The organism is Gillisella vitis (assembly GCF_001541345.2).
Lineage (GTDB): Bacteria > Pseudomonadota > Alphaproteobacteria > Rhizobiales > Rhizobiaceae > Allorhizobium > Allorhizobium vitis.
On record NZ_LMVL02000002.1, the window covers coordinates 471,571 to 487,549 of the forward strand.

Consider the following 15,979-nt stretch of genomic DNA (forward strand, 5'->3'; position numbering starts at 1 on the left):
TCCTCGCATGTAAATGCCCGCTTTGCCTACTCACGGCGGCGGGCTTCGTTTTTCTGCTGACTAGCTCCAGGTGATCGGGATGCGGGCGGACACAAAGCCGGTTGCGGCATACGTGGTCGATCTCTTTTTTGCCGGGAATGAAACCGAACTCGTTGCTCCACATGACAAGATGGACGGCAACCGTCTGCCCACTGAGCGACATGCGCGGATAACCCGCGCCGCGTCCTTCGTTGCCGGAGGTCGGACCTGACCAGATCCAGCAACCCGTTCGCGGGTTTTCAATCACACGAGACATAATTCGTTCGCGGATCTCGTCGCGGCGGCTTGCATCAGGCATCGGAGGTTGCCTCCGGTGATTTGTAGCTCGATGATGATAGAACGGCGGCGGTTTTGTGAGCAGTGACGAGGGTCTTTAGCCGCTCGTTTTCCGCCTTGAGTGCGGCAACGCTTTCCCAGGCGGCAAAAGGATCGCTGGGCTCGCCAACTTCGGCTGCGTGAATGCGTCAGTGCACTAGCAGTAACTCTGCATCGATCTGCGATTTGGGACGCTGTTTCCAATTGTTAGTTAACTTGATTGCGTCAAACGAAATAACTGGCACATCTGGTCGTGCTGCTGCCAGTTGTGCCGCAAGATAGCTTTTGCCGGCTCCGTTCGGACCGGTTACAATCAATCTTTTCAACGTCATTGTCCTGACCAAGAATGCGGTTGATAATAATAAATTCTTGTTACCTTGCAATAACAACTTCTGGTAATGATTCGTGGCTATAGAATTCCTTTAGTTTTTATTTGATGCTTATCTAAAAATAAGGTTGCTTTGGTGTCACTGGCGGACCAATTACAAAATATCCACCTTAAATCCGCTTTCCTAGCTTTAGGATAAGTCTGTTATAAAACGGATCACTTGGCCGAGCACAAAGGTTTCCGCATCAATGCTCATTGCCTCGTGTTGGGGATTGGTTGAATATGGTTCTAACCTATCAAGATTTGACATAAACCGCTTGAAGGTAGCTGTTTCATCTTTTTGAAAGATATAAAATTTGCGGGGCAGCAGTTCTTTCGCAGATGCATTGACAATAATCGTAGTACCTTCCGGTGCAACGCTGATTCATGGAATCACCTTGTACGGTAAGTGCGAAATATGCCGGTGGCTTTCGGCCATGAACTGAAATTCGCTCTGCGCTGGCTTGATGTTCTATGAAGCCCCTCTCAGCAAAAGGGCTAGCTGCGACCCAGCTTATGAGCGGAATCTGGATCGGCTCCTGTCCAATATCAGAATTTTTCTCTCCGAAAGCCAGCCAGCCCGCTGATACATTCAGGACGTGTGCTATTTTTTGGATACTATCTAGCCTTGTCATTTATCGCCCTTACCTCAATATGCGGAGGCCACGCGATGATGTTGTCGTTAGGTCATCCCTTGAGCTTCCAATCGCGCAGGCTCTCCTCTCGGCCGCGCGCAGCCCGCACCCGGGGTGATGTTGGCGCCGTGCCTGGTGCGGGCAAGTTTCGGTTTGCATGCGGGCCTCCCTGAGTATCTGACGGCCCATTCCTCACATTTTTGATCAATTCCCACCACGGGAAAAACGCCGGAGATTTCCCGGCGCGGGAAAGGTTTTGTCTTATGCACACAAGCGCTTGGTTTCATTGCATCAAAGCGGCGCAACGCGACCTGATTAGGTTGGTTGGCGGTATCGAGCGGGCGTCGGAGATCTCGTCGGTGTCTGCCAGCCATATCGGACGGATGAACAACCCGCGTGATACGGACCTGATGCCGATTTCGGTTGTCTATGCCCTGGAGAGCGAATGCGGGGTGCCGGTCGTGACCTCGGCTATGGCGGAATTGAACGGTCGCCGGTTGACAGACCCGGCAAGCGACAAGGCCGTAGAGCAGGGTGTCGTCGTTGCCTATTCGGAGATGGTGCGCCGGGCTGGTGATCTGATTTCCGGTGGCGCGGTGGCGATCTCCGACATGGTGGTGACACCTGCCGAAGCCACCAAGATGGATCGGGATGCAGCGGAATTGGAAGTCGGTCTTGCTGCGCTTCGCAAGGCGCTGGCCGGTGTGAAGGCGAGGGGCGGCGATAAGCTTGGCCTGCGGATCGTGGGAGATCAGCCATGATCGACGCAACCTTGACCCCGCTGTTCGAGCGGCCCTTGAGTGCGCGGGCACGGGCCTTCCTGCGCAAGCTCAAAATCCATGGGGGTCAGCTGATCGTGCCTGATGGTCCTGAGCGGCAGTTGGCGAACGACTGCCGTGCCTGCGGCTATGTGTTGATCCGCGAGGATCAGAAGACGGTGCTTCTGACCGGTCTCGGGCAGGCCTATCTTGATCGTCTGATGAGGGCGAACTGATGGCCGGTTATGCGTCAGTCAAGTTTCCCAAGCCCGGCTCTGCCGGGCTTTCCCTTATTCTCGCAGTGAACACGGTGGCCGCATCATGCAAGATGTGAACCGCCAGCGCGAAGCCTCGACGGTGAATCGGCTCAAGGGGTCGGCTGAGCGTCTGAATAATTATGTCTGGACGCTGGAAGCCGATCGCGGCGGGTTGCGCCTGATCGTGCATCGGCTGATGGGCGAGCAGGTGCATATTGCCACCATTCATCCGGCCGCCTTGCATGACGAACGTGACCTTATCTTCTGGGCGCTCGATCATTTGCGCCTGTTCCTCCGTCTGTTTGATCGGGCAGCGATTGCGGTGCGCGATCTGCGTGGTGAGCTGGAGGCGCAGAACAATAGCCAGCCAGCGGGCCGATAGCACAAGCCGAACCACGCGGCGCAAGCCTCCATTCTGCTGTTCCATGCTGCCTTTCACCGGTTTCTGAGCGCGACTGTTGGTTTTCGCGCGGAACTGAGCCGGTTTTTCCACCGAGAAGTGAGCCAGCTCTAAGTATGGTTTTCTGATCAGGCTTTGGTCAAGAGGCTTGCCTTTTCTCCTCTCTTCTGTGCCGCTGCGGCCGAACTGGCCTTGAATCGGAAGCTGTCGTTACCGGTTTCCAGGATGTGGCAACGATGGGTCAGGCGGTCGAGCAAAGCGGTCGTCATTTTGGCGTCGCCGAAGACAGTTGCCCATTCGCTGAAGCTGAGGTTGGTGGTGATGATGACGCTGGTGCGCTCATAAAGCTTGCTTAACAGGTGGAACAGCAGCGCTCCGCCTGAAGCGCTGAACGGAAGGTATCCGAGCTCATCCAGGATCAGCAGATCGAGGCGAACCAGCGTCTCGGCAATCTGACCTGCCTTGCCCTTGGCCTTCTCCTGTTCGAGTGCGTTGACCAGTTCGATCGTCGAGAAAAAGCGGACCTTCCGGCGATGATGCTCGATTGCCTGGACACCGAGAGCGGTCGCAACATGTGTTTTGCCTGTGCCCGGTCCGCCGACGAGCACGATATTCTGGGCTTCGTCCATGAACTCGCACCGATGCAATTGGCGCACCGTCGCTTCGTTGATCTCGCTGGCGGCGAAGTCGAAGCCGGAGATGTCTTTGTACGCAGGAAAGCGAGCAGCCTTCATGTGATATGCGATGGAGCGGACCTCACGTTCAGCCAATTCAGCCTTCAGTAACTGGGACAAGATCGGCACGGCCGCATCAAAGGCTGGAGCCCCTTGCTCGATCAGGTCCGTGACGGCCTGAGCCATGCCATACATCTTCAGGCTACGCAGCATGATGACGACGGCAGCGCTTGCGGGATCATGACGCATGGCGACCTCCCGCGATTTGGACGCGCAGACCATCGTAGCGCTCTACATTGGCTTTAGGTTCGCAAAGCAAGGTCAGCGCCTGTGGCGTATCGATGTCAGGGCCGTCAGTCGTCTTACCGTCGATCAGCCGATGCAGCAGGTTCAGCACATGCGTCTTGGTCGCCACACCTGCATCCAAGGCCATTTCCACAGCCCTGACGACCACCTGTTCGTCGTGCTGAAGGACAAGAGCAAGGATATCGGCCATTTCTCGATCACCGCCGGGGCGGCGCAGCATCTGCGCCTGCAACTGTCGAAAGGCCAGCGGCAATTCCAGGAAAGGGGCGCCATTGCGCAGTGCACCAGGTTTGCGCTGGATGACGGCAAGGTAGTGCCGCCAGTCGTAAATCGTTCTCGGTGGCTTGTGATGATCGCGCTCAATGATCCGCACGTGTTCGCATAACACATTGCCCTCCGCCACAACGACCAGCCGTTCGGGATAAATCCGCAGGCTAACCGGGCGGTTGGCAAAAGATGCTGGCACGCTGTAGCGATGACGCTCGAAGGTGACCAGGCACGTTGGCGACACACGCTTGCTTTGTTCGACGAAGCCGTCAAATGCGGTTGGAAGCGCCATCAAGGATGCCCGCTCACCAGCCCAAACATCGGCAATCGTGCCGGGCAAGGCACCGTGCGGCGTCTCCCGCCACAGGTCGTGGCAATGCTGTTCCAGCCAGGTGTTCAATGCCGCAAGGTCCGCAAAGTCCGGCATCTGTTGCCACAGTCGGGGACGAGCATCTTGAACGTTCTTTTCGACCTGACCTTTCTCCCAGCCGGCCGCCGGATTGCAAAACTCAGGTGCAAAGACGTAGTGGTTCGTCATCGCCAGGAAGCGGACGTTGACCTGCCGCTCCTTGCCCCGACCGACACGATCGACCGCCGTTTTCATGTTATCGTAGATGCCGCGACCTGGTACGCCGCCGAAGACCCGGAAGCCGTGCCAGTGGGCGTCGAAGAGCATCTCGTGCGTTTGCAGCAGGTAGGCCCTGACCAGAAAAGCCCGACTGTGCGACAGTTTCATATGCGCCACCTGTAGCTTCACTCGCTCGCCACCAATGACGGCATAGTCTTCACTCCAATCGAACTGGAACGCTTCACCGGGACGGAAAGACAGCGGAACAAATATACCCCGCCCCGCCGTCTGCTGGTCAGCCCGCCACTCACGCGCGAAAGCAGCGACCCGGCCATAAGAGCCGGTAAAACCGAGAACCACCAGATCCGCATGAAGCTGCTTCAGCGTTCGGCGCTGCTTGCGCGACCGCCCTGCCTCGGTCTTCAGCCAGCCAGAAAGTTTGTCGGCAAAAGGATCAAGCTTGCTCGGTCGTTCCGGTACCGTGAACGTCGGCTCAATCGCACCAGCGCTCAAATACTTCGCGATCGTGTTGCGTGACAGCCCAGTGCGCCGGCTGATCTCGCGGATCAACTGCTTCTCGCGCAGCGCCATCCGACGAATAATATTTAAAAGTCCCATGTGGATCACTCCGTTGCCCCCGTCGCTCACCGCGTTGGGGGAAGGTTCACATGGCTCAATTCTCAATGGAAATTATCCGCCTAACCGGCTCAGTTCCGCGTGGAAACCAACAGCCTGGTACAAACTCTGGCCCAAGCCCGGCAGTCCCGAATTTGCCCGCAATGCCTGGTTTGCGCTGTCGGCTGAGGAGCGGGACGCCTGCAGTGAGCGAACACCAGCCTATCTGGCCTGGGCAAAGCGCGACGACCTGACAGCGCCCGCCGTTTACCTCAAAGCACGGACATGGACAGACCTGCCAGACCATCTGGCTGCCACACAGGAGCCAGCGCGCGTTGTCGCCAAGCCGTGCGGCAAGCTTTGGATGGGACGTCGCTTGGAGGCCCTGCTGTCAGACCCGACCGGCCCGTTCTTCATCACGGCTTTCGATGAGCGGCGGATTGCCACCGGTGCGATCAGCCGGGAAGCGCTGATCTGGGAAAAGCGCCGGGAGCACGGCTGGCCGTTGGTGGTCAAAATGCAGGACCGCGCCCTTCGCGGCGAACCGTTTGTCACCTCGGCGGATCTGTTGCCGCTGGTGGCAGGCTTTGTCGGGGTCAAGCCGGACAGCGACCTGTTTGCCGCTTGGCGGCGTCTCCATGAGCGGCGGGGATGGATGTTTATCGATGGTCGGTGCGAGTGGAATTACTTCCCGCCTGTCGACCCCGCAGAGCCCGATCTCGATGCGGCGGTCGAGGCCGCCCTTCAGCACTTCAAAATCAGCCTCAGCGAGGGACGCATCCATGATGCAGCATAACGGCAAACTTCTGAATAGCGTCTCGAACGAAAGGCTTGCGAAGCTGACGGACGCCAAAGCCCTTGAGGTCAAGCGCCAGCGCCAGATCGCCATGGCCAGGCGTGACCGGCCTGACTTCGACCAACTGGCTCGATGGGTGGTGGCGAGCTGCAAGATCGGCATGGAGCAGGTTATCCGCGATAGCCTTGGACAGCAGGCAATTGAATGCTGGTGCCCCTGCGAGCGGCTGAGACTACCACCCAGACGCGGCAAGCCAGCGATCGTCGTCCAGCGGGCGCTATTTCGGGGATACGTGTTCGTGCAGGTGATCTCGGACAATGAAGCCTATGTCGGGGGCATGCTGGCCTCCAAGCTGCGGAGCCTGATGGGCCAGGATGGTAAGCCCTACCTGATGCCGGAATCCTTGATGCGTCAGCTGCTCCTATCGGCCAAGACTGCGGAGAGAAAGCATATAGAAGCGGGCGACGTACCACCGATGCCGGATGTACTGGGCAAGCAGGTGGCGATCCGCTCTGGCCCGTTTGCCGACTTCGTGGTGACGGTGCGCAAGGTGCTGTCGAAGCGTGGTCAGGTGGTGGTTGACGTGCCGCTGTTTGGCGGCATGAGTGAGATCACCATGGGTATTGATGCCATCGCGACCTGAGGTCATCGCTTGCAAGGTGAAGCTCCCTTGGCCGATGGTCAGATAGCCCGGGGCCTCGGGGGCAGGGGGGTAGGTTAGCCTTGAACCCGATCCGCTTCCCGCACCGGCGTCAGTCATTCGTGTGTAGCGAGTGGAAATTGGAGGCAAAAAGCCATTATTCAGAAATGGGTTGGTGTAAATCTGGACGGGCGATCAGCCAGTAGGTCGCTCCAACCAATAGGCCGATTAACCCCGGTGCCAGTAGGCGCATTGGCTCGTGGAGGAACGCATCGCTGAGCTCTCTTCCGACAATGTTTATTTCAAGGTTATTTCGATATGCAAACGAGAACCAAACTGTGGCGATCCCAGTGCATCGAAGTATGACGCCCGAACAAAACCCACTGACGATGTAAGGCGTTACACGTCTCAGCCCTCGGGCGTTAAGCGCCAGGCCAATTGGAACGCCAACTATCAACATGATGAGATAGGCCGCTGGTGCGCCAACTGCCAAACTCAAAGTAACAGCTTCTGTCCTCGACATGGTCGATAAAATCGGATCCGAAGATGCCGTGAGGACGATGGTTCCGACAACGCATATGGGCAACCACAGCGGGGCGACGATCAAGGCGATCCACGTTCTCTTAGTCATATTTTCCTGCCCATGGTGAAGCCAGATGTTGAGCCGACCTTGGTATAATAGATTTCGGTATTGGATAGCCGCCAATAGGCGGTATTGGTTATCTCGTTATGATCCTCGTCCTGAGGTGGGCCAAGGACGGCTTTCATCTCTGCGAACAGGGTATCTTTGTTGGTGAGGCTGTAATTGCACGCTTTGCCGGGATTAACGCCTTTGGCGATCCAGAAACTTAAGCTGCTTCCTGCGGTCTCGTCGCGCCATCCGACGACCTCGACGGTGACCTTGTTATAGGTCTCGTAAGACGACTTCCAATTCTTATCTTCCGGCATCCGAGGCCAGCCAAGCAGATCTCCCTTTTGCATTGCTTCTTGGACAGTTGCTGATCGGCAGACATCGAGGGCCTGCGCGACGGTCACCTCATTCGCCGGGGCTTCGATCGCTGCAATCAGACTGATCACGACACTCTCAGTCAGCCGGAACGGGAGGCGATGAGAAATTGCTGCAAACAGTGCCAATGTCGGTCCTCACGGATGCCGGGAAGAAGAAGTCTCTAATCACCGCTATCGTCACAGGTAAGTTTTTGGTGCAGCGTCACGGCCTGCGGACTGCGCAGGGCAGGATCTTCGCCGTTTTGACGGCCAGCACCATGCGGATGCGCTCCTCCTCGGCCATGCGCCGCGCTTCTTCGTAACCATATTTGGCGACATTGAACGAGCGCGTGAACTGCCGGCGACGGCGCTTTCCCGCAGGGACCGGTGTGTTATCATCAACGGCGATCTCGATACGGGCCATCCAGATGTCGGATCTATGCGCCCCGGCGCGTTCGATATAATAGACGCCCGGCACGCTGCTGCCTTCGGACCTGTTCTTGCGCACCAGCATGCGCATATCCTTGTTGGTCAAAGGAGGCACGACCCTCAGAACTGCATCGCGGTAAGCTTGTGCCACCTCCAGCGCCTGTTCCTTGCCGCCATAGGTTCTATCGCTAAACGTCATCTGGATCGTTTTTCCACCGCGGGTTAGATGGACCAACCATGCATTTTGACGATGGCGGTTCGTATCCACCCGATGGATCGCGTACATTGCCTCATCGTGGAAGCGGGTTTCTGGAGAAATTTTTGGTCCTACTCTGGTCATCGTCTATTCTCAGACACTAGGCCAATTAAATTCGAAGCGGGCCAGTCATCGACTGGATTTCTTTCTGCCATGGCTGATGCTGCGACAGTGACTAGATCTGCCATCATCAGAGACTGGGGCCTTATGCAAAGAAGTCATTAGATTTAGCCCTATCTGAACGTGATGGTCGTGAAGTCGTCTGTTAGACCATCCCACGTACCAGTCGCAAAAGCAGTGATCGAGTGCCCTGTGCGTGGTTCTTCATCTAATCGTCCTGTAGTGACCCCGATGTTTCCGAACAGCACTATACCAACTGATAGGCTGGCTCCCCCATTCATTTCCTCTAGTTGTCGAAGGACATCAATCCCGTTCCCTTGGAAAATCTGAACGCCCCTGAGAGTAACATTCTCGAGATCGTAAAAGGCTTCAATTTCTCTCACGCGGTTTTCGCGATAACGAACGATCGGAGCCTTGGTGCCTCGTTGCTCATTGAAGCTTCCGGGTCGTAGGCCTCGACTTGATCGGTCGGGTGCGCCTACTATTGCTGAGACCTCTTCGGCTGTCATACCGAAACGGATCGGCCCCATCCTTTCGAAAGGTATCACGTCCCAATTCATCTACAGTTATCCAATAGTCCGACTTTAACAATTAACGGCCATCCCTTCTGCCCGCGTTGTTTTTGCCATTTTCTCCATAGATTCAGAGCGATTTAGCGGACCACACATCGGTCTTATACCTTGAGTATCAGGGCGCGCCTACGTTCAGTGCTCTAGAATCGTCCCCGCAATAATATCCACATAGTGTGTAACGTTCGCTCGCGACCTCTCTTCATCAATTTCAGCATCGGAAAATCGGCGCTCTCGAGAGATCTTCAGTGTTATAGCGAAACTGGTTTGAAAATGCTCCGTCAATCGACACGGACTTCACCGACTCCCTCGGCAATTAAACCGCCATGAGCGGTTGCATCCGCTACACGGGCAATGGCACGACCGTTAATTCGTGCAATACTGGAGCCAGACGTAATCTTATCGACATGTCCGCTGCCAGTGCAAATGGCATCATCTCCAACAACGGCGATCGGGACACCATTGAGGCGGACAAATCCTTGTCCGGTGATTACAGGCCCCCCCATATGGCGCGTCGGCCCTGGCTCAACCTTAGGACATGAATGCATGCTACCTATAACAGCTATCGGATTACCCATTTCAAACCTCTCGCGTTGGTTTTCTCACTCTAGATCTATCCAGCGCTGTCTATTGTCTTCACCGAGGACATTTTTCTCAACCAGATCCATTCTGGTGGTCTCGTTAAGACCCGTCTTCAACAATATTGAATAAAAATACTGTCTGTCTGAAGCGTTCATGGATGATGAAACTAAATCAAATCGGTAGAAACGGAACGTATTTCTCGGGCTGTTGATCCGTAAAAGCGAGAGACCTTCATGCATCTTCTTGATGTGTCTTTTCCACCGATCAGGATCTCCCAAAAACCCTTCCTCCTGCAGATACTTGACCATTCTAGGGATGTAATTTCTCTCCAAATATATCAATTCTATTTGCTGCATTTGATCCGCAGATAGCATGTCACAACCTCAGGCATAGGTTAGCAGCGTGTCAGGATGCGGCAAATCGATCGGCGGCTTTTGATGACCGATAACCGCTATTGCCTGCTCGAATTCGATTTCGCTCTCATATTCACCACGCATTGAACGTATAGCGCTCTCGTCCATCGGTTGATGCATGCTGGCCCACACACGTTTTCCTAAATCCCACACAACTTCCTTGGCATGCTGGTCGAGTTCCGCAGAAACGTCACCCCAAAACCGCGCAAGTTCTCGGCGTTCGGATCCCAGAGTTAGTAACGTGAAAAATTCGATCTCAAATATCATATCTTCATTCGAATAATGTCCGAAGCACCTCTTGTCCCATTCTGTTAGGGGCGCAGTTAGTCGTTGCGTAAGCATATCCTCGACAATCGGATGTCTTACCATCTGCCAATAGCGGCTTGCGACGTCTTCACCCCAGGATTTAGCGGACACCGAGGTTTTTAAGGCGTTCGCAAGGTCTGGCCAGGTACGCTCCCATGCGTTCAGTTCTGGGAGAACAGAATCGGGATCGCACGGGAATTTCTCTGCCCATTCAACAAAAGCACCCGATTGTCCGACGCCAAGTTTCTTCTGCAGATCATCAATAGCGAGATCCCACAATGACAATGATTTATCAGCGCTGAACCCGGTCCGTTCGATCGCGAAGCGTAACGACGGCCTTAACTGCGTGACATTGAAATCTGTCAGGCCAATTTTTGATATAATTCCATTATCTATGACGTCCATGCTGAGAACGACAATTATTTTTTCCCATATCCAAGACTGTTCTGAGCGTCTCATAATTCGTCTTCCTCATGGCACTGGAATAGCGTTTCGTGGTGGAAAGAGCCGGGATCCTTCGGAAATCACTAGGTACGTGATCAGTGCAGCTCCGGTAAGGCCAGTGATCTGCTCCCAACGCTTCATATCGAACAGACCCGGCTCCTCGACGGCATCCATTTTCAGCTGATCAATAGTAGGATTCGGATGGTTGATCCACGCTTTGGCATCGTTTCCGATCGGGGCCTTGTCACCACAATTGTTATCGGAAAAATCCTTCATGACTTTCGCGATTTGATTTTTTAAATTGGTTATAGCCTCGTCGTGCCCGGCCCAGCCAGCCCGGGTCCCGTTCAACTGATCCATAATCCGCTCTGCTAATCCGCGCGTCCCTGTTTCCGCCTTTTTTTGAAAAACCAGTCGGCGAACGATTTTTCTTAGCTCTTCACATACATCTTCGGGAGGGCAGTTCGGACAGAACTTGCTAGAGGCGGCCGCGGCCATTCAAACTATCTCCGCTTCTTTGTTGACAAATCGGCAAAGCGCATCATCGTACTGAAAGAATTCGATACTGTTATCACCGGACGGCACCAGAAAACGAGGCGCAACAGTGCCCAACAGTTTAGCCTGATCTTCGTTCAGAACTTTCATAAACGAGGAAAAATACATTGCGTCCGCAATTCGCGCGTACACATGGTGCCTTCCATGACGCCAGTAGTAGAATTTGAATAGGCGGGACCTAATCCGCTCGATCGTATGGTTCGATTCCAACCAGACCATAGCGCCGGCGGAAGCCGCATCTTCTATCAAGAGCTCAAGACGAGGACAGACACCGTCAATCTTCACCAGAAAAGGTGCAACACGCAAATATGATGTTGATGACCAACCGTTGAGCAAACTTACGAATGGACTGTCGAGCGCTTCCAATCGAGCATACAAATTAGGTACGTTTATTGCGTCGATTAGCGCATGTGATTGCTTCTGATCAGTCAGCCTTAAAAACTGTTGGAGCTTACTCACCGAACACAATCCCCCTAGAGGTTTTCATACAACTTTCACTTTTCAATCCGCTTTCAATATCGAGTGAATTCGTGATGATGCGGACTGTTTTTCCTGAGATTATCACTCCCTTATCATTTATCTCTATCATTCCGCCCGGAGTTGATATGACTACCTTTTCTTCTGAAACAATTATATTCTTTGCAGCAGTTATTTGGACAACGCGCTTAGCGTGTATATCTATATCTTTATCGGACTGCATTAGACGATAGACACCGGTCTTCTCCTGGTACTCTTTACCAACAAGTGTCTTTTTAGCCTCGCCGACATTTTCGATCGAGATCTGCCCGACATTCGTCACCTTGCTCACCCCGATCTGCTCGGCGCGAGCAATACCGACGCTGTCGGACTTAAAGCTGCTGACGATGGTGTTCATGATGCCGGGCAGCGGGAACAGGTTGGAGGCGTCTGAACCGACGCCTGTTCCGGATCCAGCCAGCGCCGTACCGGCGTCCGCGCGTGGGCTCGGGCCAGAGACGACGCCTTCGCGGGCGGAAAGACCACCGGCGCCGAGAAAGCCAAGGGCGGAGGAGGCGAGTGACGTGGCAAAGCTGGCAATGCCGGGACCACCACCCGCGATCTGGGCGGCCTGTGCTAGCAAGCCGGCGGTCTGGCCTGACAGCGCCTGCACGCCTGCCATGGCCAACATCGCCATCGGCCCCGTGCCGCCAACGACGGTGTTCACAGAGCCGCCGATTTCGTGCTTCTGGTTGCCCGCGACTTCCACGGCGCGGTTGCCGCCGATGGAGGCGACCTCATGCCGGTCGACGCGCTTGGTGCGGTCATTGAGCACTCGGGTCGTCTGATCCTTCTGGGCATGGAAGAACATGTTCTCCTTGCCGTTCTCGTCCTCGAATGTCATTTCGTTGAAGCCGCTGCCTTTGTGGGTGTTGGAGCGCAGCACCATCCGGGTCTTGTTGGCCGGCAGATCGTAGGGGACGGGATTCTTCGGATTGGGCACGACCCCAATGACCAGAGGCCGGTCTGGATCGCCGTCGACGAAGGAGACCATCACCTCCATGCCGATGCGGGGAATGACCTGCGCGCCCCAGGTGCCACCACCCCAGGCCTGGTTGACGCGGATCCAGCAGGTGTCGGAACCATCCTTCTTGGCTCGCCGATCCCAGGGATACCAGACCTTGATGCGGCCATACTGATCCGTGTGTATCTCTTCGCCGGAGGGACCGGCCACGATCGCCACCTGCGCGCCTTCGATGCGCGGACGTTTGGTGTCACGATGCGGGGTTAGCGGCACGCGCGAGGGAATGGCTTCGAATTCGTTGCGGTATTCCGGATCGTTCTCCGTCGTCTCATAGGAGCGGTCGACCACCCAGTGGGTGATCCTGGTGATCACATGCTCTTCGTATTGATGTTCGGGATGCGGCTCCTCATAGGCCGTGAAGCGCCGGCCGGCTTCGAGAAAGCGGACATTGGACTTGCCCGTCACCCGCTCATGATCGGCCTCCACCGCCTGCATGCGGAAGGTCTCGGCCTGTTCGGCTTCCTTCACATCGCTGATGCGGGCGGGATATTCGTAAAGCTCGCGCTTGGCGGCCCCAGGCATCTGGATCAGCGACGGCGTGACGTTCAAAGGCACGGTGCTCGGCGTCTCGAAATTCCAGTCGGCGCCGGCGCGCTGGCCGGGGATGAAGGCAAACTGCCGCATCCACTCGTTGATATGGTTGCGATCCGATGAGCCTTGCGCTAATCTCACCTTGTCGACGCCTTCTGCGGAGGGCGAAGGCTGACTCCAGGCGACCTTGCTGTCGCTGACTTTGATGCGGTGGACACCCACCTCATGTTCGAACCAGTAGAACAACCCGTCCTCTTCGAACCGGCGCAGCAGGTAATCGAGGTCTGTCTCGTTCCATTGCACGCTGTACTCACGCGCAGGCGGCACTTTGTGTAAAGGGGCATAGGCAGCCGCGGGAAGCCCATGTTCCGATAGCAGCGTCTCCAGCACCTGCATGGAGGTCATGTTCTGCCAGATGCGGCAGTCGGAGCGACGCGACAGCAGCCAGAACTGCGGCTGGATGGTCAACGTATAAGACCGCAACCCTCGTGTGACCGGCGGCCCTTCGGACAGATTGGTGACCAGGCCGTTGAACGGCCGGCGCACGCCGCCCTCATCGAATTCGCCCTGACGGATCTCCAGTGACACATCGACCAGCTTGCCGATCAACTCTTCTGGCTTGACGGCCTCACGCTTGGCGCGCACAGATATAGTGATCTCGAACAGGCGATTGACGCCTTCGTCCACCGTCATCCGCTCCGGCAGAAGCTGGTCTTCGCCCAAGGGAGAGGATAGTCTCAACACACGGCTAGCCTGGATGAAGTCGGTCGGCGACAGAACGTCGTCCATGGATGCCCCCATATAACGTCATCGAAAATCGTCAAAACAGCCCGGTGGCGCGAGCCCACTGTTTCAATCGCGCCATTGATGACGACAATAGGTCAGCCTCCCAAAAGGTCAAGGTCTCGACGGTGGTTTTTGTTGATGCAGCGCGTATGGGTTGAATGTCTACCGATAGGTGGGGCAGACCGGATTCCGGATAATTTCCCAAGGATCAATCCCCTGACTCGATCTGTCGGCTCCGGAAGTGTTTTTAACACGGTTTTCGAAATGGCGAGTGGCGCACGTTTAGGCCCCGAGGAGGCAGAGTGGTTTATGTTGCGTGTGTCAAATGCGAAGCGCCGGTTCCTGTCGGCGTTATATGCCCGCGCTGCGGGGCAAAGCAGCCGGAACCGCATGAGATACGTGCCCAAAACAGGCGTATAATTTTGGCAATAGCGCTATCGGTGATGGTGGTCGTGCTTTACTCTGTACTGCATCAATACCTACGCTAAGGTCTCCGGGCGGTCGCCGGAAACTTATGAAAGAGAGTTTGGCCTGACGTTGGATTTCCAGCCACGTTCTCCCAAGAGCTGACGTGCACCCCGATTTTGGGCCAGCGGGAGCTGGAATTTTCCGGGGTTAAGGCTCATGTTGGCGCAGGTGCCGATGAGCCGTTCATGAGCGAAATCGGCACCTTGTTGCCGATCGCGCTGTGTGGCCGGAACTCGTTATAGTCTCTACGCCAATCCTCCATCTTTGCTCTTGCGTCGTCAAGGCTCATAAGCCAGTGGGCGTTCAGGCACTCTGCCCGCAACTTGCCATTAAAACTCTCGATGTAGCTATTGTCCGTCGGCTTGCCCGGCCGCGAGAAGTCAAGCACGACGCCTCTATGATAGGCCCAGAGATCGAGGTCACGAGAGATGAATTCGCTGCCGTTGTCCACCCGAATGGTGGCCGGGTAACCGACCTGCCGGCATATGCGTTCGAGGGTCTGCACGACGTCCTTCCCTTTATAGTTGAAGCGGGCATCTACCGCCGGAGAGAAGCGCGAGAAGGTATCGACAACCGTGAGAACCCTGATCTTGCGACCAGTGGCCAGTTGGTCATGCACGAAATCCATGGCCCAGACGTCGTTCGAACGGGTGGCTGCGGTGCGGTCCGATCGCAGCTTTGCTTTGACGCGCCGTTTTGGCACCTTGTTGCGCAGTTGCAGGTCCATCTCCTTGTAAAGACGATAGATTCTCTTCGGATTCACCACCCAGCCGTCACGCCTGATCAAGACATGCACACGACGATAGCCATAGCGCACACGCGTCTGGCAGGTATCCTTGATCTTCAGCTTCAGTTCGGCCTGATCGCCGCGCTTGGACTTGTAGACATAAAGGGACCGGTCGATCTTCAACACGGCGCATGCGCGTCGGATCGAAACCTTCCAGTCCGTCTTGATCCTGTCGACAAGATTACGCTTGCCGTCAGGCCTCAGAGCTTTTTTGACAGCACATCCTGGAGCATGGCCTTGTCCAGCGAAAGGTCGGCGACGATCCGCTTCAGCTTGGCATTCTCTTCTTCGAGTTGACGCAGGCGCTTCATCTCCGAGGGCATCATGCCGGCGTATCTTTTGCGCCAATTGTAGAACGTCACATCGGAAATTCCTGCCTTGCGGCAGACCTCGCCAATGGGCGTTCCATCTTCCGCCTGCTTCAACACAAACGCGATTTGCGCTTCCGTAAACTTCGAGGCCTTCATCAAATTCTCCTCTTCTTCCCAAAAGGGATCATAAGTGGAAAATTCCAGTTCAAAATGGCCCAATTTATGGGGGGCACGTCAGTTCAATGCCGTCGATCCCGG

Annotated in this window: 17 protein-coding genes and 1 pseudogene; 5 read left to right on the plus strand and 13 right to left on the minus strand. The window is 55.6% G+C overall.

The features are described 5' to 3' along the window. Positions 1 to 26 precede the first annotated feature (26 nt). Positions 27 to 337, minus strand: a pseudogene (locus tag ASB66_RS07085) (HNH endonuclease signature motif containing protein). Between the two features lie 535 nt (positions 338 to 872). Beyond that, positions 873 to 1,106, minus strand: coding sequence for a S24 family peptidase (locus ASB66_RS27105; RefSeq protein ID WP_420094378.1), 234 nt, complete (start codon positions 1,104 to 1,106; stop codon positions 873 to 875). A gap of 513 nt (positions 1,107 to 1,619) precedes the next feature. Between ASB66_RS27105 and ASB66_RS07095 the strand changes: the two genes are divergently transcribed. The 3 genes from ASB66_RS07095 to ASB66_RS07105 all read left to right on the plus strand — a co-directional run bounded on the left by ASB66_RS07095 (position 1,620) and on the right by ASB66_RS07105 (position 2,753). After that, positions 1,620 to 2,117: a hypothetical protein gene (locus tag ASB66_RS07095; protein ID WP_060719566.1), complete on the plus strand. Its 498-nt coding sequence runs from the start codon at positions 1,620 to 1,622 to the stop codon at positions 2,115 to 2,117. Beyond that, positions 2,114 to 2,350: a hypothetical protein gene (locus ASB66_RS07100; protein WP_060719565.1), complete on the plus strand. Its 237-nt coding sequence runs from the start codon at positions 2,114 to 2,116 to the stop codon at positions 2,348 to 2,350. Before ASB66_RS07095 ends, ASB66_RS07100 begins: the two co-directional genes overlap by 4 nt. Before the next feature lie 85 nt (positions 2,351 to 2,435). Then, entirely contained in the window at positions 2,436 to 2,753 is a 318-nt protein-coding gene (locus ASB66_RS07105; protein WP_060719564.1) for a hypothetical protein, read from the plus strand. Positions 2,754 to 2,899: 146 nt separating this feature from the next. Here the strand turns inward: ASB66_RS07105 and istB are convergent, their stop codons facing one another. Together istB and istA are read right to left on the minus strand one after the other, a co-directional pair. Then, positions 2,900 to 3,694, minus strand: coding sequence for an IS21-like element helper ATPase IstB (gene istB / locus ASB66_RS07110; RefSeq protein WP_114386338.1), 795 nt, complete (start codon positions 3,692 to 3,694; stop codon positions 2,900 to 2,902). Then, positions 3,684 to 5,204, minus strand: a complete 1,521-nt coding sequence (gene istA / locus ASB66_RS07115) for an IS21 family transposase (protein WP_060719562.1) — start codon at positions 5,202 to 5,204, stop codon at positions 3,684 to 3,686. Before istA ends, istB begins: the two co-directional genes overlap by 11 nt. 13 nt (positions 5,205 to 5,217) lie before the next feature. Between istA and ASB66_RS07120 the strand changes: the two genes are divergently transcribed. Beyond that, the gene (locus ASB66_RS07120; RefSeq protein ID WP_147274016.1) at positions 5,218 to 5,997 is read left to right on the plus strand and encodes a hypothetical protein; all 780 of its coding nucleotides are present in this window, start codon (positions 5,218 to 5,220) and stop codon (positions 5,995 to 5,997) included. Further along, positions 5,984 to 6,640, plus strand: coding sequence for a transcription termination/antitermination NusG family protein (locus ASB66_RS07125; protein WP_081089032.1), 657 nt, complete (start codon positions 5,984 to 5,986; stop codon positions 6,638 to 6,640). Before ASB66_RS07120 ends, ASB66_RS07125 begins: the two co-directional genes overlap by 14 nt. Positions 6,641 to 6,794: 154 nt before the next feature. Here the strand turns inward: ASB66_RS07125 and ASB66_RS07130 are convergent, their stop codons facing one another. From ASB66_RS07130 to ASB66_RS07180, 9 genes are all read right to left on the minus strand, one after another. Continuing rightward, positions 6,795 to 7,268 (minus strand): hypothetical protein, encoded by a 474-nt coding sequence (locus ASB66_RS07130; RefSeq protein ID WP_060718014.1) that lies wholly within the window; start codon positions 7,266 to 7,268, stop codon positions 6,795 to 6,797. Continuing rightward, positions 7,265 to 7,771 (minus strand): hypothetical protein, encoded by a 507-nt coding sequence (locus ASB66_RS07135; RefSeq protein ID WP_081089031.1) that lies wholly within the window; start codon positions 7,769 to 7,771, stop codon positions 7,265 to 7,267. The genes ASB66_RS07130 and ASB66_RS07135 overlap by 4 nt, the downstream gene beginning before the upstream one ends. Positions 7,772 to 7,847: 76 nt before the next feature. Next, on the minus strand, positions 7,848 to 8,252 hold the full coding sequence (locus tag ASB66_RS07140) for an AP2 domain-containing protein (RefSeq protein WP_234614346.1): 405 nt from the start codon (positions 8,250 to 8,252) through the stop codon (positions 7,848 to 7,850). 1,027 nt (positions 8,253 to 9,279) lie between these two features. After that, positions 9,280 to 9,576: a PAAR domain-containing protein gene (locus ASB66_RS07150; RefSeq protein ID WP_081089030.1), complete on the minus strand. Its 297-nt coding sequence runs from the start codon at positions 9,574 to 9,576 to the stop codon at positions 9,280 to 9,282. A gap of 387 nt (positions 9,577 to 9,963) precedes the next feature. Next, positions 9,964 to 10,758: a hypothetical protein gene (locus ASB66_RS07160; RefSeq protein ID WP_060718009.1), complete on the minus strand. Its 795-nt coding sequence runs from the start codon at positions 10,756 to 10,758 to the stop codon at positions 9,964 to 9,966. A 12-nt stretch (positions 10,759 to 10,770) separates the two neighbouring features. Continuing rightward, on the minus strand, positions 10,771 to 11,241 hold the full coding sequence (locus ASB66_RS07165; protein WP_060718008.1) for a hypothetical protein: 471 nt from the start codon (positions 11,239 to 11,241) through the stop codon (positions 10,771 to 10,773). Further along, the gene (locus ASB66_RS07170) at positions 11,242 to 11,757 is read right to left on the minus strand and encodes a DUF4123 domain-containing protein (protein ID WP_060718007.1); all 516 of its coding nucleotides are present in this window, start codon (positions 11,755 to 11,757) and stop codon (positions 11,242 to 11,244) included. It abuts the gene before it with no gap. Next, entirely contained in the window at positions 11,750 to 14,158 is a 2,409-nt protein-coding gene (gene tssI / locus ASB66_RS07175; RefSeq protein WP_060718006.1) for a type VI secretion system tip protein TssI/VgrG, read from the minus strand. The genes ASB66_RS07170 and tssI overlap by 8 nt, the downstream gene beginning before the upstream one ends. Before the next feature lie 619 nt (positions 14,159 to 14,777). Further along, a protein-coding gene (locus ASB66_RS07180) for an IS3 family transposase (RefSeq protein ID WP_420094377.1) occupies positions 14,778 to 15,877 on the minus strand; the annotation gives its coding sequence in 2 pieces (ribosomal slippage) (positions 14,778 to 15,625 and positions 15,625 to 15,877; 1,101 coding nt in all). Positions 15,878 to 15,979 lie beyond the last annotated feature (102 nt).

Coding starts and splice junctions, on each gene's coding strand:
- ASB66_RS07095 (WP_060719566.1), top strand. CDS start 1,620: ATGCACACAAGCGCTTGGTTTCATTGCATCAAAGCGGCGCAACGCGAC.
- ASB66_RS07100 (WP_060719565.1), top strand. CDS start 2,114: ATGATCGACGCAACCTTGACCCCGCTGTTCGAGCGGCCCTTGAGTGCG.
- ASB66_RS07105 (WP_060719564.1), top strand. CDS start 2,436: ATGCAAGATGTGAACCGCCAGCGCGAAGCCTCGACGGTGAATCGGCTC.
- istB (WP_114386338.1), bottom strand. CDS start 3,694: ATGCGTCATGATCCCGCAAGCGCTGCCGTCGTCATCATGCTGCGTAGC.
- istA (WP_060719562.1), bottom strand. CDS start 5,204: ATGGGACTTTTAAATATTATTCGTCGGATGGCGCTGCGCGAGAAGCAG.
- ASB66_RS07125 (WP_081089032.1), top strand. CDS start 5,984: ATGATGCAGCATAACGGCAAACTTCTGAATAGCGTCTCGAACGAAAGG.
- ASB66_RS07130 (WP_060718014.1), bottom strand. CDS start 7,268: ATGACTAAGAGAACGTGGATCGCCTTGATCGTCGCCCCGCTGTGGTTG.
- ASB66_RS07140 (WP_234614346.1), bottom strand. CDS start 8,252: ATGACGTTTAGCGATAGAACCTATGGCGGCAAGGAACAGGCGCTGGAG.
- ASB66_RS07150 (WP_081089030.1), bottom strand. CDS start 9,576: ATGGGTAATCCGATAGCTGTTATAGGTAGCATGCATTCATGTCCTAAG.
- ASB66_RS07160 (WP_060718009.1), bottom strand. CDS start 10,758: ATGAGACGCTCAGAACAGTCTTGGATATGGGAAAAAATAATTGTCGTT.
- ASB66_RS07165 (WP_060718008.1), bottom strand. CDS start 11,241: ATGGCCGCGGCCGCCTCTAGCAAGTTCTGTCCGAACTGCCCTCCCGAA.
- tssI (WP_060718006.1), bottom strand. CDS start 14,158: ATGGACGACGTTCTGTCGCCGACCGACTTCATCCAGGCTAGCCGTGTG.